This window comes from Streptomyces sp. NPDC033136, assembly GCF_055578235.1.
Genome location: NZ_JBVIPD010000005.1, coordinates 88,999 through 108,135, shown reverse-complemented (window position 1 = coordinate 108,135; position 19,137 = coordinate 88,999). Strand labels below are relative to the sequence as shown.

The 19,137-nt window shown below is 72.0% G+C and carries 20 protein-coding genes and 1 riboswitch; of the genes, 10 read left to right on the top strand and 10 right to left on the bottom strand.

Features of this window, described 5'->3' with window-relative positions; genetic code table 11:
- Positions 1-14: 14 nt before the first annotated feature.
- The 4 genes from metF to ACZ5TL_RS11095 all read right to left on the bottom strand — a co-directional run bounded on the left by metF (position 15) and on the right by ACZ5TL_RS11095 (position 3,780).
- Positions 15-938, bottom strand: a complete 924-nt coding sequence (gene metF, locus ACZ5TL_RS11110) for a methylenetetrahydrofolate reductase [NAD(P)H] (protein ID WP_468589134.1) — start codon at positions 936-938, stop codon at positions 15-17.
- Between the two features lie 95 nt (positions 939-1,033).
- Positions 1,034-1,693 carry a thiamine phosphate synthase gene (gene thiE, locus ACZ5TL_RS11105; RefSeq protein ID WP_468589133.1) on the bottom strand — a complete coding sequence of 220 codons (660 nt, stop codon included), beginning with the start codon at positions 1,691-1,693 and terminating at the stop codon, positions 1,034-1,036.
- Between the two features lie 395 nt (positions 1,694-2,088).
- A complete protein-coding gene (locus ACZ5TL_RS11100) occupies positions 2,089-2,454 on the bottom strand; it encodes an Rv2175c family DNA-binding protein (protein ID WP_053671919.1) in 366 nt (121 codons plus the stop codon).
- Positions 2,455-2,538: 84 nt separating this feature from the next.
- Complete coding sequence (locus tag ACZ5TL_RS11095; RefSeq protein ID WP_468589132.1) at positions 2,539-3,780, bottom strand: NAD(P)/FAD-dependent oxidoreductase; 1,242 nt, start codon at positions 3,778-3,780, stop codon at positions 2,539-2,541.
- A gap of 204 nt (positions 3,781-3,984) precedes the next feature.
- Positions 3,985-4,096, top strand: a riboswitch (TPP riboswitch).
- On the opposite strand from ACZ5TL_RS11095, the gene thiO reads away from it, so the two are divergent.
- The 5 genes from thiO (at position 4,094) to ACZ5TL_RS11070 (ending at position 9,233) form a co-directional block, all read left to right on the top strand.
- Positions 4,094-5,284 (top strand): glycine oxidase ThiO, encoded by a 1,191-nt coding sequence (gene thiO, locus ACZ5TL_RS11090; RefSeq protein ID WP_468589131.1) that lies wholly within the window; start codon positions 4,094-4,096, stop codon positions 5,282-5,284. Its footprint overlaps the riboswitch before it by 3 nt.
- The gene (gene thiS / locus ACZ5TL_RS11085; RefSeq protein ID WP_468589130.1) at positions 5,281-5,481 is read left to right on the top strand and encodes a sulfur carrier protein ThiS; all 201 of its coding nucleotides are present in this window, start codon (positions 5,281-5,283) and stop codon (positions 5,479-5,481) included. The genes thiO and thiS overlap by 4 nt, the downstream gene beginning before the upstream one ends.
- Positions 5,482-5,483: 2 nt before the next feature.
- The gene (locus tag ACZ5TL_RS11080; RefSeq protein WP_468589129.1) at positions 5,484-6,281 is read left to right on the top strand and encodes a thiazole synthase; all 798 of its coding nucleotides are present in this window, start codon (positions 5,484-5,486) and stop codon (positions 6,279-6,281) included.
- 93 nt (positions 6,282-6,374) lie between these two features.
- Positions 6,375-8,297, top strand: coding sequence for a Stk1 family PASTA domain-containing Ser/Thr kinase (gene pknB, locus ACZ5TL_RS11075; protein ID WP_468589128.1), 1,923 nt, complete (start codon positions 6,375-6,377; stop codon positions 8,295-8,297).
- Between the two features lie 57 nt (positions 8,298-8,354).
- Positions 8,355-9,233 (top strand): deoxyribonuclease IV, encoded by an 879-nt coding sequence (locus tag ACZ5TL_RS11070; RefSeq protein ID WP_468589126.1) that lies wholly within the window; start codon positions 8,355-8,357, stop codon positions 9,231-9,233.
- 4 nt (positions 9,234-9,237) lie between these two features.
- Here ACZ5TL_RS11070 and ACZ5TL_RS11065 read toward each other — a convergent pair whose 3' ends face one another.
- A complete protein-coding gene (locus tag ACZ5TL_RS11065) occupies positions 9,238-9,888 on the bottom strand; it encodes a sulfite oxidase-like oxidoreductase (RefSeq protein ID WP_468589125.1) in 651 nt (216 codons plus the stop codon).
- Between the two features lie 175 nt (positions 9,889-10,063).
- On the opposite strand from ACZ5TL_RS11065, the gene bfr reads away from it, so the two are divergent.
- A complete protein-coding gene (gene bfr / locus ACZ5TL_RS11060) occupies positions 10,064-10,540 on the top strand; it encodes a bacterioferritin (RefSeq protein WP_020272982.1) in 477 nt (158 codons plus the stop codon).
- A gap of 65 nt (positions 10,541-10,605) precedes the next feature.
- On the opposite strand, the gene ACZ5TL_RS11055 is transcribed toward bfr, so the two are convergent.
- Entirely contained in the window at positions 10,606-10,830 is a 225-nt protein-coding gene (locus ACZ5TL_RS11055) for a (2Fe-2S)-binding protein (protein ID WP_468589123.1), read from the bottom strand.
- Between the two features lie 158 nt (positions 10,831-10,988).
- Positions 10,989-12,341, bottom strand: a complete 1,353-nt coding sequence (locus ACZ5TL_RS11050) for a class II 3-deoxy-7-phosphoheptulonate synthase (protein ID WP_468589121.1) — start codon at positions 12,339-12,341, stop codon at positions 10,989-10,991.
- Positions 12,342-12,437: 96 nt separating this feature from the next.
- On the opposite strand from ACZ5TL_RS11050, the gene ACZ5TL_RS11045 reads away from it, so the two are divergent.
- Positions 12,438-12,494: a trp operon leader peptide gene (locus tag ACZ5TL_RS11045; protein ID WP_078625594.1), complete on the top strand. Its 57-nt coding sequence runs from the start codon at positions 12,438-12,440 to the stop codon at positions 12,492-12,494.
- A 145-nt stretch (positions 12,495-12,639) separates the two neighbouring features.
- A complete protein-coding gene (locus ACZ5TL_RS11040; protein WP_468589120.1) occupies positions 12,640-14,559 on the top strand; it encodes an anthranilate synthase family protein in 1,920 nt (639 codons plus the stop codon).
- 35 nt (positions 14,560-14,594) lie between these two features.
- Here ACZ5TL_RS11040 and ACZ5TL_RS11035 read toward each other — a convergent pair whose 3' ends face one another.
- The 3 genes from ACZ5TL_RS11035 to ACZ5TL_RS11025 form a co-directional block, all read right to left on the bottom strand.
- A complete protein-coding gene (locus tag ACZ5TL_RS11035; RefSeq protein ID WP_468589118.1) occupies positions 14,595-15,284 on the bottom strand; it encodes a response regulator in 690 nt (229 codons plus the stop codon).
- Complete coding sequence (gene macS, locus ACZ5TL_RS11030; protein ID WP_468589116.1) at positions 15,281-16,507, bottom strand: MacS family sensor histidine kinase; 1,227 nt, start codon at positions 16,505-16,507, stop codon at positions 15,281-15,283. Before macS ends, ACZ5TL_RS11035 begins: the two co-directional genes overlap by 4 nt.
- A gap of 72 nt (positions 16,508-16,579) precedes the next feature.
- The gene (locus ACZ5TL_RS11025; RefSeq protein ID WP_468589115.1) at positions 16,580-17,410 is read right to left on the bottom strand and encodes a lysophospholipid acyltransferase family protein; all 831 of its coding nucleotides are present in this window, start codon (positions 17,408-17,410) and stop codon (positions 16,580-16,582) included.
- 262 nt (positions 17,411-17,672) lie between these two features.
- On the opposite strand from ACZ5TL_RS11025, the gene ACZ5TL_RS11020 reads away from it, so the two are divergent.
- Positions 17,673-18,470, top strand: a complete 798-nt coding sequence (locus ACZ5TL_RS11020; protein ID WP_468589114.1) for an alpha/beta hydrolase — start codon at positions 17,673-17,675, stop codon at positions 18,468-18,470.
- A complete protein-coding gene (locus tag ACZ5TL_RS11015) occupies positions 18,463-19,092 on the top strand; it encodes a hypothetical protein (RefSeq protein WP_468589112.1) in 630 nt (209 codons plus the stop codon). The genes ACZ5TL_RS11020 and ACZ5TL_RS11015 overlap by 8 nt, the downstream gene beginning before the upstream one ends.
- The last annotated feature ends 45 nt before the right edge of the window (positions 19,093-19,137 follow it).

Genomic DNA, 19,137 nt, shown 5'->3' with positions numbered 1-19,137 from the left:
CCGGTGCGAACGGTCTAGGCCTGCGGTGGGTGGTGCAGGCCCAGGTTCTCGTAGATCTCCAGTGTCGCGGTGGAGTTGTTGAGCGTGATGAAGTGCAGGCCGGGCACACCCTCGGCGAGCAGCCGCGCACAGAACTCCGTGGCGAATTCGATACCGATGGAGCGTACAGCGGCCGGATCGTCTTGTGCTGTGAGGATCCGCTCTTTCAGGGCGGCCGGGAACGCGGCGTTGGTGAGCGAGCCGATCCGCTCCAGCGACCGCACGCTGGCGATCGGCATGACCTCGGGGATGATCGGGGTGTCACAGCCGGCGGCCGAGACCCGGTCACGCAGCCGGAGGTAGTCCTCCGACTGGAAGAACATCTGCGTGATGGCGTAGTCGGCGCCCGCACGGCACTTGTCGACGAAGTGACGGACGTCGGCGTCCCAGTCCGTGGAGCGCGGGTGCATCGCCGGGAAGGCGGCGACGCCCACGCAGAAGTCGCCGGAGGCCTTGATCAGCTCGACGAGCTCGGCGGCGTAGGCGAGGCCCCGCGGATGCGGCACCCAGTCGCCCATCGGGTCGCCGGGCGGGTCGCCGCGCAGGGCGAGCATGTTGCGGATCCCGGCGTCGGCGTACTGACCGATGATGTTGCGCAGGTCGGCCACCGAGTGGTCGACGGCGGTGAGGTGGGCGATCGGCGTGAGGGTGGTGTCGGAGGCGATCGCCTCGGTCGCCTTGACCGTGCCCGCGCGGGTGGAGCCGCCCGCGCCGTAGGTCACGGAGACGAAGTCGGGCGCCACGGCCTCGACCCGGCGCAGCGCGTTCCACAGGTTCCGCTCGCCCTTCGGGGTCTTGGGGGCGTAGAACTCGAACGAGTACGTCGTCTTGCCGGACGCGAGCATGTCGCGGACCGTGCGAGCGTGGTCCGACCTGATGGATGCGGTGCCGAGGGCCATACCGGCAGGTTAGCCAGGGGCCGTCGGTCCCCCAACCGGACGCTGACATTTGACCGCTTTGTCCACTTGTTGTCCACCCCTTGGACAGACCGGCGTCACTCACGCTCCCGCAGCCGCTTCGCGAACTCGGCCGCCGCCGCGCCCGGGTCGTCGGCCTCGGTGATCGCCCGTACGACCACGACGCGCCGGGCGCCGGCGTCCAGGACCTCGCCGAGGTTGCCGAGGTCGATGCCGCCGATGGCGAACCAGGGGCGGTCGGTGCCCAGGGCGGCGGTGTGGCGCACCAGGCCCAGGCCGGGGGCGTGGCGGCCGGGCTTGGTGGGGGTCGGCCAGCACGGGCCGGTGCAGAAGTAGTCCACGCCGTCCTGCACGGCGGCCGCGGCCGCCTCGGACTCGGCGTGCGTGGAACGGCCGATCAGGACGTCGTCGCCGAGGACCGCGCGGGCCGCGGGGACCGGGAGGTCGCCCTGGCCGAGGTGCAGGACGTCGGAGCCGGCGGCGTGTGCGACGTCCGCGCGGTCGTTGACCGCGAGCAGCTTGCCGTGCCGGGCGCAGGCGTCGGCGAAGACCGCCAGGTGCTCCAATTCCTCGCCGGCCTCCATGCCCTTGTCGCGGAGCTGCACGATGTCGACCCCGCCGGCCAGCACGGCGTCCAGGAACGGCGCGAGGTCGCCCTGGCGCTTGCGGGCGTCGGTGCACAGGTAGACCCGGGCGTCGGCGAGCCGGGCCCGGGCGGTGGTGGCGGTGCCGGTCATGCGTGTCCCCCTGGGTGTCGGTGGCGCGGGCCCGCCCGCGGGTACGCCGGTCGTACGGGTACGGCGCGCCGACGGGCACGTCGGTGTCGTACCCGTGTGGGTGCGGGTACGGGTGCGCCCGAGTGTCCGTGCGGGTGCAGGTGCGACTGCGTATGGTGCTGGCGCGAAGCGCCCCCCGTTCCGTGGCGTGGCGCGGGAGCGAGCGCCCACGTCCCGCTGCGAGCGCCTCGGGCACCTTACGCCTGCCCCGGGGCGGTCACGGCAGCCCCACCCGCCCCGAACAGGCGCGGCCCGTCCCCGGGCCGTGACCCCACGGGCCACGGCCCCACACCGGGCGGTTGTTCAGGTCCGGCTCCGCTCACACGGCGCCGGACGGTTGTTCGAGCGAGGGCGGGTCAGACCGCGAGCGCCTGGGCGCGGCGCTTCACCTCCGTGCCGCGGTTCTCGCTGAGCGCCTGCGCCGGGGTGCCGGGCAGGCTGGGGTCGGGGGTGAAAAGCCACTCCAGCATCTCTTCGTCCGTGAAGCCGTCGTCCCGCAGGAGCGTCAGGGTCCCGGACAGGCCCTTGACGACCTTGTCCCCGTCGATGAACGCCGCGGGGACGTGCAGCGCGCGGTTCTCACCGCGGCGTACGGCGATCAGCTGGCCCTCCTTGACCAGCTGCCGCACACGCGTCACCTCGACGCCGAGCTGTTCGGCGATGTCGGGGAGGGTGAGCCAGGCGGGGACGAGAGCATCGATCTTTGCGTCAATCTCGGTCACGGTGACAAGCCTGCCATCCACCATCGACAGTCGGAAGCCGACCCGGTCCGGCCGGGCGGGCACAGAGGCCCCGGTAACAGGCACCTAGGCCGCAGCCGCCTTCATGGGCCGGGCCGGGTCCGCCAGCAGCACCGGGTTCATCGGCGTGCCCGACTCGATCAGGCGGCGCCCCTGCGCCAGGTCCCGGGGGCGGCCCACCGCCAGCAGCGCGACCAGCCGGTCGCCCCGCAGCCAGCAGACCGTCCAGGCGGGACCGGAGGGGTCGCCGCGCCACAGGGTCGCGTCCGCGGCGGCGTGGTGCCCGGCGTACTGCACGAACCGCCCGAACTGCTCGGACCAGAAGTAGGGCACCGGGTCGTACACCGCCGGGGTCTCCCCCGAGGCCCGGCCGACGACGTTCACGGCGACCGTGCGCGGCCCCTGCAGGGCGTTGTCCCAGTGGTGGACCAGCAGGCGCTCGCCGTAGCGCCCGGAGGGGAAGGACGCGCAGTCGCCGACCGCGTACACATCCGGCGCCGACGTGCGCAGGTGCTTGTCGGCGACGATCTCGCCGTAGGTGCCCAGCTCGATCCCGCAGCCGGCCAGCCAGGCCGTCGCGGGGCGGGCGCCGATGCCGACGACGACCGCGTCGGCGGGCAGCCGCGAGCCGTCGTCGAGGAGCACCGCGCCGGGCTCGACGCGCGCCACGCGCGCGTTCGTCCGCAGGACCGCGCCCGCGTCGGCGTACCAGCCGGTCATCGGTGCGGCGACCTCGGCGGGCAGCGCCCCGGCCAGCGGCCGCTCGGCGGCCTCCACGACGGTCACCGCGCAGCCCGCCTCGCGGGCGGCCGTGGCGAACTCCGCGCCGATCCAGCCCGCGCCGACGACCACGATGTCGTGCCGGCCGGCCAGCACCGGCCGCAGCCGCTCGGCGTCGTCCAGGGTGCGCAGCAGATGCACCCCGGGTACGCCCTCCGCGCCGGGCAGCCGGACCGGTTCGGCACCGGTCGCGACGACCAGGACGTCGTAGGGCACGGGTCCGTCCTCTGTGTCCAGCTCATGGTCGGCGGGGCGCAGGCCCAGCACTTCGCAGCCGAGGCGCAGTTCGATGCCGAGGGCCTCGAAGTCGACGTCGAAGGCGGAGCCCTCGGCCTTGCCGAGCAGCACGGCCTTGGACAAGGGGGGCCGGTCGTAGGGCTGGTGGGGCTCGGCGCCGATCAGGATCACCGTGCCGGTGAAGCCCTGCTCCCGCAGGGCGACCGCGGTCTGCACACCGGCCATGCCCGCGCCCGCCACGACCACGCGCCGCGGCGCGGACGAGCCTGTTTCCTGCGTCTGCTCGCTCACCTGATCACCATAGACACCTGACGTTCTGTCAGTCACTGCTCCCGCGTCATGACCTGCTCCACAGCACTCGTCCCGCCGCCCGGGCCCGTCTGTCCGGGTACCCGCGATCGGCCCGTGTACGACGTCGCCGCCCGGGTGCCGGACCCGGGCCCCGGTGGAGGCTCTCTTACCGCCCTCCGCCGCCTCGGGCTAGGGTGGCCGACGTAAAGCACTCGCGGGAGCCCGGACGCACCGGGCTGAGAGGGAGGCTGGCGGCCTCCGACCGTACGAACCTGATCCGGGTCATGCCGGCGAAGGGAGGGGCTGGACGCCCATGTCGCCTACGTCCACCGCATCGGATACGTCCGCCACATCAGACGTCCTCGTCGTCGGGGGCGGGATCATCGGCCTGGTCACGGCTTGGCGGGCCGCGCAGCGCGGGTTCGCCACGGCCCTCGTGGACCCGGAGCCGGGCGGCGGAGCCGCGCAGGTCGCGGCCGGCATGCTGGCCGCCGTCACCGAGCTGCACTACGGCGAGCAGACCCTGCTCGGCCTGAACCTGGCCTCCGCCCGGCGCTACCCGGACTTCGCGTCCGAACTCACCGAGCTGACCGGCCACGACCTCGGTTACCGCCGCTGCGGCACCCTCGCCGTGGCCCTGGACGCCGACGACCGGGCCCACCTGCGCGAACTGCACGCCCTGCAGCAGCAGTCGGGCCTGGAGTCGCAGTGGCTGTCGGGGCGCGAGTGCCGGCGCCTGGAGCCGATGCTCGCGCCGGGCGTGCGCGGCGGGCTGCGGGTCGACGGCGACCACCAGATCGACCCCCGTCGGCTGGCCGGGGCGTTGGTGGCCGCGTGCGAGCGGGCCGGCGTGGTCGTCCACCGGGCCTGGGCGGAGCGGCTGACCGTCGTACGGGACCGGGCCGCGGGCGTCGTCCTGGCCGACGGGAGCGAGCTGGGTGCCGGGCAGGTGGTGCTCGCCGGGGGCAGCCTCAGCGGGCGGCTCTCGGGGGTGCCGGAGGACGTGCTGCCTCCCGTGCGGCCGGTGAAGGGGCAGGTCGTACGGCTGACCATGCCGCAGCGGCACGGGCCGTTCCTCAGCCGGACCGTGCGCGCGGTCGTACGCGGCAGCCATGTCTACCTGGTGCCGCGCGAGAGCGGCGAGCTGGTCGTCGGGGCGACCAGCGAGGAGCTGGGCTGGGACACGACCGTGACCGCGGGCGGTGTGTACGAGCTGCTGCGCGACGCGCACGAGCTGGTGCCGGGCATCACCGAGCTGCCGCTCACCGAGACCCGGGCCGGGCTGCGCCCCGGCTCCCCCGACAACGCGCCGCTGCTCGGCCCGACCGGGCTGGAGGGGCTGCTGCTGGCCACCGGACACTACCGCAACGGCGTGCTGCTCACGCCGGTGACCGGCGACGCCCTGGCGCACGCCCTGGCGACGGGTGAACTCCCCGAGGAGGCCGGCCCCTTCACCCCCAAGCGCTTCAGCACCGTCACCGCACTCACGGAGCAGCCCGCATGAACATCTCCGTCAACGGGGAGCCCCGGGACGTCCGGCCCGGCACTGCTCTCGGCACCGTCGTGGAGTCGCTGACCGCGTCGCCCTCGGGAGTGGCCGCCGCCCTCAACGAAACCGTCGTCCCGCGCACACAGTGGCCGTCCACGCCCCTCTCCGAGGGAGACCGCGTGGAGGTCCTCACCGCAGTCCAGGGAGGCTGACCATGGCCGACGATCCGTTTGTCCTCGGTGGTACGTCCTTCACGTCCCGCCTGATCATGGGTACGGGCGGGGCGCCCAGTCTCGACGTGCTGGAGCGGTCGCTGGTCGCGTCCGGGACGGAGCTGACGACGGTCGCGATGCGCCGCGTGAACGCCTCGGTGCACGGCTCGGTGCTGTCCGTCCTCGACAAGCTCGGCATCAGGGTGCTGCCCAACACGGCGGGCTGCTTCACCGCCTCGGAGGCCGTCCTCACGGCCCGCCTCGCGCGCGAGGCCCTCGGCACGGACCTGATCAAACTGGAGGTCATCGCCGACGAGCGCACGCTGCTGCCGGATCCGATCGAGCTGCTGGACGCGGCCGAGACACTGGTCGACGACGGGTTCACGGTGCTGCCGTACACCAACGACGACCCCGTGCTGGCGCGGAAGCTGGAGGACGTGGGCTGCGCGGCGATCATGCCGCTCGGCTCGCCGATCGGTTCCGGGCTGGGCATCCGCAACCCGCACAACTTCCAGCTGATCGTGGAGCACGCGCGCGTGCCGGTGATCCTGGACGCGGGCGCCGGGACCGCGTCGGACGCGGCGCTGGCGATGGAGCTGGGGTGTGCGGGTGTGATGCTCGCCTCGGCGGTGACGCGGGCGCAGGAGCCGGTGCTGATGGCCGACGCGATGCGGCATGCCGTGGAGGCGGGGCGGCTGGCGTACCGGGCGGGGCGGATCCCGCGGCGGCACTTCGCTCAGGCGTCGTCGCCGGCCGAGGGCATGGCCGCGCTGGATCCGGAGCGGCCCGCGTTCCGGTAGGCGGGCCGGGCACACGTCACAGGTCGGCTGCAGTCCCGCCCCGAAACCGACGGGGGGCCGGGGCTGTCGGTGGCGGCTCGTACACTCGCCTGCGTGGACACGACCCTTCAGGACCCCTTGGTCGGGCAGGTGCTCGACGGCCGGTATCGCGTAGACGCGCGGATCGCGGTCGGCGGGATGGCCACGGTCTACCGGGCCGTGGACACCCGGCTCGACCGGGTCCTCGCCCTCAAGGTGATGCACCCCTCGCTCGCGGTCGACGGCTCGTTCGTCGAGCGGTTCATCCGGGAGGCGAAGTCGGTGGCCCGGCTGGCGCACCCGAACGTGGTGCAGGTCTTCGACCAGGGCACCGACGGCTCGTACGTCTACCTCGCCATGGAGTACGTCGCCGGCTGCACTCTGCGCGACGTGCTGCGCGAGCGCGGGGCGCTGCAGCCGCGCGCCGCCCTGGACATCCTGGAGCCGGTGCTGGCCGCACTGGGCGCCGCCCACCGTGCCGGGTTCGTGCACCGCGACATGAAGCCGGAGAACGTCCTGATAGGGGACGACGGCCGGGTCAAGGTCGCCGACTTCGGGCTCGTCCGGGCCGTGGACACGGTGACGAACACCACCGGCACCGTCCTCGGCACCGTCTCGTACCTCGCCCCCGAGCAGATAGAGAACGGCACCACCGCCCCCCGCGTCGACGTGTACGCCTGCGGCGTGATGCTGTACGAGATGCTGACCGGCGACAAGCCGCACGACGGGGACTCCCCCGCCGTGATCCTCTACAAGCACCTGCACGAGGACGTGCCGCCGCCCTCGGCCGCCGTGCCGGGCCTGGCGTACGAGCTGGACGAGATGGTGGCCTCGGCGACCGCCCGCACTCCGGAGATCCGCCCGCACGACGCGGTGGCGCTGCTCGCGCGGGTCCGCGACGGACGCGGCCGGCTCAGCGAGGACCAGCTGGACGCGGTGCCGCCGCAGGCGCTCACGGCGGACCACGACAACGCCGACGACCGGACGAGCGTGATCCCGCGGGCGCTGACGGTGCCGCGGCCGCTGCCCGTCGACGAGGACGCCGAGCCGGCGGTGCACCGCACCAGCCGGCTGCGGACGCCGCCTCCGCCACCACCCCGGGGACGCCTGCCGCGGCGTGGCGTCCTCTCGATCGTCACCGCCCTGCTGCTGGTCCTCGGGGTCGGCGCGGGCGTCTGGTACATCAACTCCGGCCAGTTCACCAAGGTCCCGGCGCTGCTGTCGAAGACCGAAGCGCAGGCCCGGCAGCAACTGGAGGACGCCGGGCTCGAGGTCGGCAAGGTCAGCCACGACTACAGCGACACCGTCGAGCGCGGCACGATCATCGGTACCCAGCCCGAGCCGGGCAGCCGTATCCGTGTCAACGACTCCGTGTCGTTCACCGTCTCCGACGGCCCGGAGACGGTGAAGGTGCCGGATGTGGCGGCGTACCGACTGGCCCGGGCCAAGGAGCGGCTGAGGTCGGACGGCCTGGAGCCCGGCATGGTCACGCAGGAGTTCAGCGAGGACATGGACAAGGGTTACGTGATCAGCACGAAGCCCGCCGCCGGCACCGAGCGACGGGCAGGCTCGGCGATCGCTCTCGTCGTCAGCAAGGGCGCCCCGGTCGACGTCCCCGACGTCACCGGTGAGAGCGAGGACGACGCCTGGGAGGAGCTGCAGGAGGCCGGCCTGAGCATGAAGATCTCGCCCCGGCAGGTCACCTCGGACGAGTTCGACAAGGGCCAGGTCGCGGCGCAGTCCCCGAAGGCCGACACGCAGGTCGCCGAGGGCGCCACCGTGACGCTGACCGTGTCCAAGGGCCCCGAGATGATCGAGGTCCCGGACGTGGTCGGCGACAGCGTGGACGACGCGAGGAAGGCGCTGGAGGCCGCCGGGTTCCAGGTCAAGGAGGACCGCGGCCTGCTCGGCCTGTTCGGCGACACGGTCAAGGGCCAGTCGGTCGAGGGCGGCGAGACCGCGCCCAAGGGCTCGACGATCACCATCAAGATCAGGTGACGGACGCGGGCAGGGAGCCCGGACGGGACGGGGCCGGGCGCATGACACCCTGAACGGGTGAACAATCAGCTGTCCGGCCCTCCCCGCAATCCCGTGGGCGGCCATGTCCCCGTGGCCGGTGGACTCCACTCCGTCGGCCTGGCGTACGCCCGTGACCTCAAGGCGGAGACCGTGCAGGTCTTCGTCGCCAATCCGCGCGGCTGGGCCACCCCGGCCGGCAACCCGAAGCAGGACGAGGCGTTCCGCGCCGCGTGCGAGGCGGAGTCGATCCCGGCGTACGTGCACGCCCCCTACCTGATCAACTTCGGCTCGCACACCGAGGCCACCGTGGAGCGGTCGGTGGAATCGCTGCGGCACTCGCTGCGCCGGGGCCGGGCGATCGGGGCGCGGGGCGTGGTCGTGCACACGGGCAGCGCGACCGGCGGCCAGGAGCGGCCCGTGGCGCTGCGGCAGGTACGGGAGCACCTGCTGCCGCTGCTCGACGAGCTGACCCGTGACGACGACCCGTTCCTGCTGCTGGAGTCGACCGCCGGACAGGGCGCCTCGCTGTGCTCGCGGACCTGGGACTTCGGCCCGTACTTCGAGGCCCTGGACGCCCATCCGAAGCTGGGCGTGTGCCTGGACACCTGCCACATCTTCGCCGCCGGGCACGACCTGACGGGCCCCGACGGCATGCACCGGACACTGGACCTGCTGGTGGACACGGTCGGCGAGGGCCGGCTGAAGCTGATCCACGCCAACGACTCCAAGGACGTGGTGGGCGCCCACAAGGACCGGCACGAGAACATCGGCGTCGGCCACATCGGCGAGGACCCGTTCCGGGCCCTGATGACCCACCCCGCGACCGAGGGCGTGCCGCTGGTCATCGAGACGCCGGGCGGAAAGCAGGGGCACGCGGCGGACGTGGAGCGGCTGAAGAAGCTGCGCGACGACTGAGGGCTCAGAGACCGGGGCCGTCCTCGGGGCCCTCCTGGTACGAGTAGCGCTGCTCCTGCCAGGGGTCGCCGATGTTGTGGTAGCCGCGTTCCTCCCAGAAGCCGCGCCGGTCGGCGGTCATGTACTCCACGCCGCGCACCCACTTGGGGCCCTTCCAGGCGTACAGGTGGGGCACGATCAGGCGCAGCGGGAAGCCGTGCTCGGCGGTGAGCAGTTCGCCGTCCTTGTGGGTGGCGAAGAGGGCCTGCTCGGAGGCGAAGTCGGACAGCCGGAGATTGGAGCTGAATCCGTACTCGGCCCACACCATCACATGGGTGACGTCGTCCGCGGGCGGGGCGAGGTCGAGGAGCGTGCGGGCGGGAATGCCACCCCACTCGGCGCCCAGCATGCTGAACTTCGTGACGCAGTGCAGATCGGCCACGACGGTGGTGTGGGGCAGGGCCGTGAACTCCTCGTGGGACCAGCAGTGCTTGCCGCCGCCGGCGGTGGCTCCGAAGACCCGGAACTCCCAGCGCTCGGGCCGGAACTTGGGGACGGGCCCGTAGTGCGTGACCGGCCAGCCGCGTTGCACCCGTTGCCCCGGGGGCAGCCCGGGCTGCGTCACTCCTGCTGAGTCGCGCCCTTCTCCCGATGCGTTCTCCAGCGGCTGACCCATGACTCCATCCTGACAGACCCCGGGTGATGCCCCGGACCCGGGCGACACCAAAACGGAACAAACAGAACTAAGCATGCCCTTACTTACTAAGTGAAGACTTACTGGACGATCTTCTTCACCAGTGGAATCATGCGGCGCAACCTGCCAGTTCCCCCGCGTGGAAGGAGCCTCTGCTATGCAGGGCGACCCCGAGGTCCTCGAATTCCTCAACGAACAGTTGACCGGCGAGCTGACGGCGATCAACCAGTACTGGCTGCACTACCGGATCCAGGACAACAAGGGCTGGACGAAGCTCGCCAAGTACACGCGTGAAGAATCCATCGATGAGATGAAGCACGCGGACAAGATCACCGAACGCATTCTCATGCTGGACGGCCTGCCCAACTACCAGCGGCTCTTCCACGTACGGGTCGGCCAGACGGTAACCGAGATGTTCCAGGCCGACCGGCAGGTCGAAGTGGAGGCGATCGACCGCCTCAAGCGCGGTATCGAGGTGATGCGCAGCAAGGGCGACATCACGTCCGCGAACCTCTTCGAGTCGATCCTCGAGGACGAGGAGCACCACATCGACTACCTGGACACGCAACTGGAGCTGATCGACAAGATCGGCGAGGCGCTGTACATCGCGCAGCAGATCGAGCAGCCGAGCTAGGGCCTTTTGCGAAGGTGGGGTCTGCCGCGCGGCCGCCCTTCGGGCGACGACGACACAACAGGCCCCTAGGCGGCGTCCTCGAGTTCCGTGAGCGTCGGCCGGCCCTGGTCGGCCAGCTCACGGCGCGGGCAGGCCCCCCTGCCCAGAATCGCCTGGATACGGCGCACGCAGGACCCGCAGTCCGTGCCCGCCTTGCAGGCGGAGGCAATCTGGCGGGGAGTACAGGCGCCGCTGTCCGCGTGCTGCTTGACCTGCTTCTCGGTGATTCCGAAGCAACTGCAGACGTACACGCGGTCCACCTCCCGCCGGGTTCGTTCCTGGATGCCGTCCCCGTTGATCGGTGAGGCTAACCTAACCTTACCCGCCGGGTGGGAGTCGCAAAAGACGAGAGGGGCGCGGATCGTATGTGATCCGCGCCCCAGTCGATGCCCGGTAACAGGCGGACCCGTTACTGGTCCCTGTACATCTCGGCCACCAGGAACGCCAGGTCGAGCGACTGGCTGCGGTTGAGCCGCGGGTCGCAGGCCGTCTCGTAGCGCTGGTGCAGATCGTCGACGAAGATCTCGTCGCCGCCGCCCACGCACTCGGTGACGTCGTCGCCGGTCAGCTCCACGTGGATGCCGCCCGGGTGGGTGCCGAGCTCCTTGTGGACCTCGAAGAAGCCCTTGACCTCGTCGAGCACGTCGTCGAAGCGGCGGGTCTTGTGCCCGGAGGCCGCCTCGAAGGTGTTGCCGTGCATCGGGTCGGTCACCCAGGCCACGGTGGCACCGGAGGCGGTGACCTTCTCGACCAGCTCGGGGAGCTTGTCGCGGACCTTGTCGGCGCCCATGCGGACGATGAACGTCAGCCGGCCCGGCTCCCGCTCCGGGTCGAGGCGCTCGATGTACTGCAGCGCGTCCTCGGCCGTGGTCGTCGGGCCCAGCTTGATGCCGATGGGGTTGCGGATCCTCGACGCGAACTCGATGTGCGCGTGGTCCAGCTGCCGGGTGCGCTCGCCGATCCACACCATGTGCGCGGAGACGTCGTACAGCTGCCCGGTGCGCGAGTCCACCCGGGTCAGGGCGGACTCGTAGTCGAGCAGCAGCGCCTCGTGCGAGGCGTAGAACTCGACCGTCTTGAACTCCTCCGGGTCGGTCCCGCAGGCGTGCATGAAGTTCAGCGCGTTGTCGATCTCGCGGGCCAGCTGCTCGTAGCGCTGCCCCGAGGGGGACGACTTCACGAAGTCCTGGTTCCAGGCGTGCACCTGGCGCAGGTCGGCGTAGCCGCCGGTGGTGAAGGCGCGCACCAGGTTCAGCGTGGAGGCCGAGGCGTGGTACATCCGCTTCAGCCGCTCGGGGTCCGGGATCCGGGCCGCTTCGGTGAAGTCGAAGCCGTTGACGGAATCGCCGCGGTAGGTCGGCAGCGTCACGCCGTCGCGGGTCTCGGTCGGCTTGGAGCGCGGCTTGGAGTACTGGCCGGCGATGCGGCCGACCTTCACGACCGGCACGGAGGCGGCGTACGTGAGGACGGCGCCCATCTGGAGCAGGGTCTTCAGCTTGTTGCGGATGTGGTCCGCGGACACCGCGTCGAAGGCCTCGGCACAGTCGCCGCCTTGGAGAAGGAACGCCTCTCCCTTGGCGACGGCCGCCATCCGGGCGCGCAGCTGGTCGCACTCGCCCGCGAAGACGAGCGGCGGATACGACTCGAGGTCCGCAACAACTGCGCGCAGAGCCTCGGTGTCGGGGTACTCGGGCTGCTGCGCCGCGGGCAGGTCTCGCCAGGTGTTGCCAGCGGTGGCGCTGGTCTTAGCGTTCACGGTCACGACCTCAACACTACGGGGTCGTGTCGGACGTCCCGACCCATGCCCAGCAATTGAGACACCGCGTGCACGCCTAGGACGTGCGGTAAGGTGCCTGGCATGTTCGCGCACTCGACCCAGACCTGGTGGTGGACCGCTCATCCGGCGGCCCGCTGACTGCGCGTACTCAAGACTTCGCGAAGGCCGCCCGAGGGGCGGCCTTCGGTGTTTCCCGGGGTCGCTCCTCTCCACACCGCATCCCAACGGACCCCAGCGGATCCCAACGGACCCCAACGGATCCTCGGAGAAGGAGCACGGACCCATGAACCTGCTCGGCTTGCCGGACGACCCCCGCCCGTTCGCCCTGCTGCGCCGCCGCACCCCGGGCCACGACCACGATCTGGTCGAGGTCCTCATCGGCCCGGTCGCCACGTACGACCGCCTCGCCGACCTCCCCGGCGAGAGTCTCGCGCTCGTGCCCTTCCGGCAGATCCGCGAGCGCGGCTTCGACGTCCGCGACGACGGCACGCCCCTGCTGGCGCTGACGCCCGAGGAGTCGTACACCGTCCCGCTGGCCGAGGCACTGGAGCAGCTGCCGGCGCACGACGTGCGCGTCGAGGACGGCGGCTTCGACGTCGCCGACGAGGAGTACGCGGAGATCGTCGGACGCGTGCTGCGGGAGGAGATCGGCCGGGGCGAGGGCGCGAACTTCGTGATCCGGCGGACGTACGAGGGCGAGATCCCCGGGTTCGGGCGAGCCGACGCGCTCGCGCTGTTCCGGCGGCTGCTGGAGGGCGAGCGGGGCGCGTACTGGACGTTCGTCGTGCACACCGGAGATCGGCAAGGGCCCGAAGGGCCTTCCTCGGAAGGGCGGGGGCGGGAGACGGGCGGGCGGACGCTGGTCGGGGCGAGCCCGGAGGCGCACGTCCGGATGTCCGGCGGCACGGTCGTCATGAACCCGATCAGCGGCACCTACCGCTACCCCGCCGAGGGGCCCACCCCCGAGCACCTGCTGGACTTCCTCGCCGACGGCAAGGAGATCGAGGAGCTGTCGATGGTCGTCGACGAGGAGCTCAAGATGATGTGCACCGTCGGCGACATGGGCGGGGTCGTGGTCGGGCCGCGGCTGAAGGAGATGGCGCACCTCGCGCACACCGAGTACGAACTGCGCGGCAAGTCCTCGCTGGACGTGCGGGACGTGCTGAAGGAGACCATGTTCGCGGCGACCGTCACGGGCTCGCCGGTGCAGAACGCCTGCCGGGTGATCGAGCGGCACGAGGTGGGCGGGCGCGGCTACTACGCCGGCGCGCTGGCCCTGGTCGGCCGGGACGCGGGCGGGGCCCAGACCCTCGACTCCCCCATCCTCATCCGCACCGCCGACATCTCCGCCGACGGGCACCTGCGGGTCCCGGTCGGCGCGACCCTCGTGCGCGGCTCCGACCCGGTGGGCGAGGTCGCGGAGACCCACGCGAAGGCGGCGGGCGTCCTGGCGGCCCTGGGCGTACGGCCGGGCAGGCCGCGCGCGGAGGCCGTACGGCCGCGGCTGGCTGACGACCCCCGGGTCCGGGCCGCGCTGGACGGACGCCGGGCCTCGCTCGCGCCCTTCTGGCTGCGGATGCAGGAGAGGACCGGGGAGCTCGCCGGGCACGCCCTCGTCGTCGACGGTGAGGACACCTTCACGGCGATGCTCAAACACGTGCTGCGGTCGAGCGGCCTGGACGTGACCGTGCGGCGGTACGACGAGGACGGGCTCCGGGAGGCGGTGCTCGCGCACGCGGGCCCGGTCGTGCTGGGCCCGGGCCCCGGTGATCCCTCCGATCTCGGCGACCCCAGGATGCGGATTCTGCGGAACCTCACCGCCGAGGTCGTCGGCGGCCACCCGCACGGCGTGCTCGGCGTCTGTCTCGGGCACGAGCTGATCGCCGCCGAGCTGGGGCTGGACATCGTGCGGAAGGAAGTGCCGTACCAGGGGGCGCAGACGGAGATCGAGCTGTTCGGGCGGCGGGAGACCGTCGGCTTCTACAACAGTTTCGTGGCCCGCTGCGACGACGAGGCGGCGGCCGAGCTGGCGGCCCACGGCGTCGAGGTCTCGCGCGCCGCGAACGGTGAGGTGCACGCGCTGCGGGGGCCCGGATTCGCGGGCGTGCAGTTCCACCCGGAGTCGGTGCTCACGCTCGACGGCGCGGCCGTCGTGCGGGACCTGCTCGGGCAACTGCGGGGCACGAGCACGCCCTCGGTGTGAGCCGGTGCCGGCCGGGGCCGCGCGGCCCCGGCCGGTCACGCGTCGTCGAGGCCGCGCTCGATCGCGTACCTCACCAGCTCCACGCGGTTGTGCAACTGCAGCTTGCCCAGGGTGTTCTGGACGTGGTTCTGCACCGTGCGGTGGGAGATGACCAGGCGTTCGGCGATCTGCTTGTAGCTCAGGCCCTTGGCGACCAGGCGCAGCACCTCGGTCTCGCGCTCGGTGAGCCTGGGCGCCTTCGGTTCGTCGGTGTCCTGGGCGGGGGCGGGTTCGGAGGCCAGACGGCGGTACTCGCCGAGGACCAGGCCGGCGAGGCCGGGGGTGAAGACGGGGTCGCCGACGGCCGTGCGGCGGACCGCGTCCTGGAGTTCCCCGGTGGAGGCCGACTTCAGCAGATAGCCGGTCGCGCCCGACTTCACCGCCTCCAGGACGTCGGCGTGCTCGCCGCTCGCGGACAGCACGAGAACGCGCAGGGCGGGGTTGGCGGCGACGACCTCCTTGCAGACCTGCACGCCGGGCTTGCCGGGCAGGTTCAGGTCGAGCACGAGGACCTCGGGCGCCGCGGCCTTGGCGCGGCGCACGGCCTGGTCGCCGTCGCCCGCGGTCGCGACCACCTCGAAGCCCGACTCGGCCAGGTCACGGGCGACGGCGTCGCGCCACATGGGGTGGTCGTCGACCACCATGACCTTGATCGGCTCCCGCCGCTCCCCGGTGTTCTCCGTCATCGCCGCTCCGCCTTCCCCCGTACGTCCGTCACGTCCTTCGGTACCTTCAACTCGACCTCCGTGCCCTGCCCCGGCACCGAGATCAGCTCCGCGCTGCCGCCGAGGTCGCGCAGCCGGCCGCGGATCGACAGGGCCACGCCGAGCCGCCCCTCGCCCTCGGCCTGGGCGAGCCGCCCCTCCGGGATGCCGGGTCCGTCGTCCCGGACGGTGACGATCACCTCGTCCGGCTCGTCCTCGATCAGAATCCAGGCGCGGGCGTCCTGTCCGGCGTGCCGCTGGACGTTGTCCAGGGCGGCCCCGACCGCGGCGGCCACCTCCCGGGCGGCGACCGGCGCCAGCGGCACCGGCGCGCCGGGCTCGGCGAGGCTGACCGTGGCCCCGGCGTACGGCGCGAGCAGGGCACGCACGTCCACGGGGCCGCTCTCCTCCGGCTCCTCGTCGACGGCCCGGACGAGCGCGCCCTCGGCGGCGTCCTCCGACACCCGGGAGACCGGCACCAGTCCGCCGGAGACCAGGGTGCGCAGCGCGACCTCCTGCTCGCCGGCCATCCGGCCCAGCTCGGCCGCCTCGCCGCCGATCACCGCCCCGCGGCGCTGCACCATCGCCAGCACCTGGAGCACGCTGTCGTGGATGTCCCGGGCTAGACGCTCCCGCTCCCGTGTGGCGGCCTCGATCTCCAGGGCGCGGGCGAGGGTGCGCTCGGAGGCGCGGGCGACCTCGACGACGTAGCCGATGGCGATGGAGGCGATGCAGACCAGGATGACGTTGTGGACGGTGTCGCGGGCCGGGCTGCCGCGTTCGACCAGGTTGGCGACGGCCACCAGGCCGGAGGCGAGGGCCGCCCAGCGCCAGCCGCCCTTGATGGCGAAGGCGAGGACGGCGCCGGCGGTCCATATCGACGGCAGCGTCGGGCCGCCCGCCTGGATCCGCTCGTGGGCGTCGGCGACTGGCGTGAGCAGGATGCCGGTGACGGCGACGGTGAGGTCGGCGGCGAGGAACCGCTTGGTGCAGCGGGCGGCGTTCGCGACCCGGGGCAGCGTGGCCAGGGTCCACCCGCCGAGCACGACGTAGTAGGCGACGGCGACCCAGGGCCGGGTGAACTCGGCATAGGCGGTGGCGAACAGGCCGACCGCGTACAGCATCGTGAGCACCCGGTACGCGCTGAGCGCACGCCACAGCGGCTGCTCGACCGACATCCTCATGACACGCTCGCGCCTGGCCATCTTTCCCACCCCCGGATCGAGCCCCCCTGAATCCAGCACCCCTGGATCCGGCACCCCTGGATCGAGCCCCGGCTAGGGGGCTTCTGTCCGCGGCTCCGCCTGCTGTTCCTTCTCGGCTTCGGCCTGTTCCTTCTCGGCCTGTTCCTTCTCGGCCTGTTCCTTTTCCGCCTGTTCCTTTTCCGCCCGTGCGAGCGCGGCCTTCGCCGCCTTGCCGGCTTCCTTCTCCGCCTTCGCCACTTCGGCGAGCTGCCGCTTCATGGCCGTCGCGTACATGTCGACGTACTCCTGGCCGGAGAGCTTCATGATCTCGTACATGACCTCGTCGGTCACCGCGCGCAGGACGAAGCGGTCGTGCTCCATGCCCTGGTAGCGGCTGAAGTCCAGGGGCTTGCCGATCCGGATGCCGGGCCGCATCAGCTTCGGCATGACCTTGCCGGGCGGCTGGATCTTCTCCGTGTCGATCATGGCGACGGGGATGACGGGCGCACCGGTCGCGAGCGCGACGCGCGCGAGGCCGCCCGGCTTGCCCCGGTAGAGCCGGCCGTCGGGCGAGCGCGTCCCCTCCGGGTAGATCCCGAACAGTTCGCCGCGCTGAAGCACCTCGATGCCGCTCTTGATGGCGGCCTCACCCGCGCCGCGCGCGCCGGAGCGGTCCACGGGCAGCTGGCCGACCCCCTTGAAGAAGGCGGCCGTCAGCCGGCCCTTCACCCCGGGCGTGGTGAAGTACTCGGCCTTCGCGATGAACGTGACCTTGCGGTCCAGGACCGCGGGCAGGAAGAACGAGTCCGAGAAGGACAAGTGGTTGCTCGCCAGGATCGCGGGGCCCTCGGCGGGAACGTTCTCCAGTCCTTCCAGCCAGGGCCTGAAGGCGACCTTCAGCGGTCCCCCGACAGCGACCTTCATAGCGCCGTACAACAACCCAGTGCCTCCTGTATGTGTCGATCAGACCTTAACCCGGAGCACTGTCAAAGGCGCCGACGGCCCTGGCCGGTGTCAGTACGGTCGCGTACGGTGAAGGTCCCGCGAACGATGTGCGACCCCTTCCATGACGTTCCATGACGTTCCCTGACGTTCCGTAACATTTCGTGATCGTGTCAGTCCGTCCTCATCCGTTCTCAGCCGTTCTCATCCCTGCTCATCCCTTCTCACGACCAGGAGGCCGAAGGTGCCGGTCCTTGCCGGAGCCGAGCCGTTCCACCACGAGGGCGGGGAGGTCGCCGTCCTCCTCTGCCACGGCTTCACCGGTTCACCGCAGTCGCTGCGCCCCTGGGCGGAGCACCTCGCCGAGCACGGCCTGACCGTCTCCCTGCCGCTGCTGCCCGGGCACGGCACGCGCTGGGAGGACCTGCGCATCACCGGCTGGCACGACTGGTACGCGGAGGTGGACCGTGCGCTGCGCCTGCTGTGCGAGCGCCGCGAGAAGGTCTTCGTGGCCGGCCTGTCCATGGGCGGCGCCCTGGCTCTGCGGCTGGCCGCGAAACACGGTGACGCGATCAGCGGCGTGATGGTCGTCAACCCGGCGAACAAGGTGCACGGCCTGGCCGCGCACGCCCTGCCGGTGGTCCGCCACCTCGTCCCCGCGACGAAGGGCATCGCCAGCGACATCGCCAAGCCGGACAGCAGGGAGCTGGGCTACGACCGGGTGCCGCTGCACGCGGCGCACTCCCTGCGGCAGTTCTTCCGGGTCGTCGACGGCGAGCTGCCGCAGGTCACCCAGCCGGTGCTGCTGCTGCACAGCCCGCAGGACCATGTGGTGCCGCCCGCCGACTCGGCCCGTATCCTCAGCCGCATCTCGTCGACGGACGTGAAAGAGGTCCTGCTGGAACAGAGCTACCACGTCGCCACGTTGGACCATGACGCGGACCGGATCCACGAGGAGAGCCTCGCGTTCATCGGCCGGCTCGCGTCCGGCCTCGTACAGGAGCCCGGTCTCGGCAAGGAAGGGACGACCGCAGGTGGCTGAGCACGACTCCGACCGCGAAGGCCGGGAGCCGGACGAGAAGGGTGTCCCCCTCGACGAGGAGGCCGCCTGGGCGGCGATCGTCGCCGGGTACGGCGACGAGCCGCCGGACCCGCCGGGCGCGAAGCCGTTCAAGTCGGTCGAGGACCTGGCGCTGTTGGAGGCCGGGACCAACGACGACCGGGGGGAGGACAACCGTGTGGAGACGGCCGGGTCGGCCGGGGAGGCCGTGAAGCCCGCGGAGCCGGAGGAGGCCGAGGGGCCCGGTGAGAAGCCCGTCAAGCCGCTGGGCGGCTCCGTCTCCTTCGCGCCCGGGGTAGGCCCGCGTGACTACTCCGCGCCCGAGCCCGCCGAGGAGGACTTCGACGAGGACGACGAGGGCCACTTCGTGCCGCCGGAGCCGCCCCCGCTGCCGACCGCCGACCCCACCGCGAAGTTCGCCTGGCTCGGCGTGCTGGGCGGGCCGGTGCTGCTCCTGCTCGCGGTGCTGCTCGGCTGGGAGATGACCTGGTGGCTGGCCACGCTGGCGATCGGCGGGTTCGTCGGCGGGTTCGCGACGCTGGTGATGCGGATGCGTACGGACGACGAGGAGGACGACGACCCCGGGCGGGGCGCGGTCGTCTAGGAGGGCGGACGGCCCCGGGCGGGAGCTCGGGCACCCAAGGGGCCG

What these genes read in the sequence shown, in the direction of transcription:
- ACZ5TL_RS11035 (WP_468589118.1), bottom strand. Translation starts at nt 15,284, where the DNA reads ATGACGGAGAACACCGGGGAGCGGCGGGAGCCGATCAAGGTCATGGTG.
- metF (WP_468589134.1), bottom strand. Translation starts at nt 938, where the DNA reads ATGGCCCTCGGCACCGCATCCATCAGGTCGGACCACGCTCGCACGGTC.
- thiE (WP_468589133.1), bottom strand. Translation starts at nt 1,693, where the DNA reads ATGACCGGCACCGCCACCACCGCCCGGGCCCGGCTCGCCGACGCCCGG.
- ACZ5TL_RS11040 (WP_468589120.1), top strand. Translation starts at nt 12,640, where the DNA reads ATGAACCTGCTCGGCTTGCCGGACGACCCCCGCCCGTTCGCCCTGCTG.
- ACZ5TL_RS11065 (WP_468589125.1), bottom strand. Translation starts at nt 9,888, where the DNA reads ATGGGTCAGCCGCTGGAGAACGCATCGGGAGAAGGGCGCGACTCAGCA.
- thiS (WP_468589130.1), top strand. Translation starts at nt 5,281, where the DNA reads ATGAACATCTCCGTCAACGGGGAGCCCCGGGACGTCCGGCCCGGCACT.
- ACZ5TL_RS11080 (WP_468589129.1), top strand. Translation starts at nt 5,484, where the DNA reads ATGGCCGACGATCCGTTTGTCCTCGGTGGTACGTCCTTCACGTCCCGC.
- macS (WP_468589116.1), bottom strand. Translation starts at nt 16,507, where the DNA reads ATGGCCAGGCGCGAGCGTGTCATGAGGATGTCGGTCGAGCAGCCGCTG.
- ACZ5TL_RS11025 (WP_468589115.1), bottom strand. Translation starts at nt 17,410, where the DNA reads ATGAAGGTCGCTGTCGGGGGACCGCTGAAGGTCGCCTTCAGGCCCTGG.
- bfr (WP_020272982.1), top strand. Translation starts at nt 10,064, where the DNA reads ATGCAGGGCGACCCCGAGGTCCTCGAATTCCTCAACGAACAGTTGACC.
- thiO (WP_468589131.1), top strand. Translation starts at nt 4,094, where the DNA reads ATGTCGCCTACGTCCACCGCATCGGATACGTCCGCCACATCAGACGTC.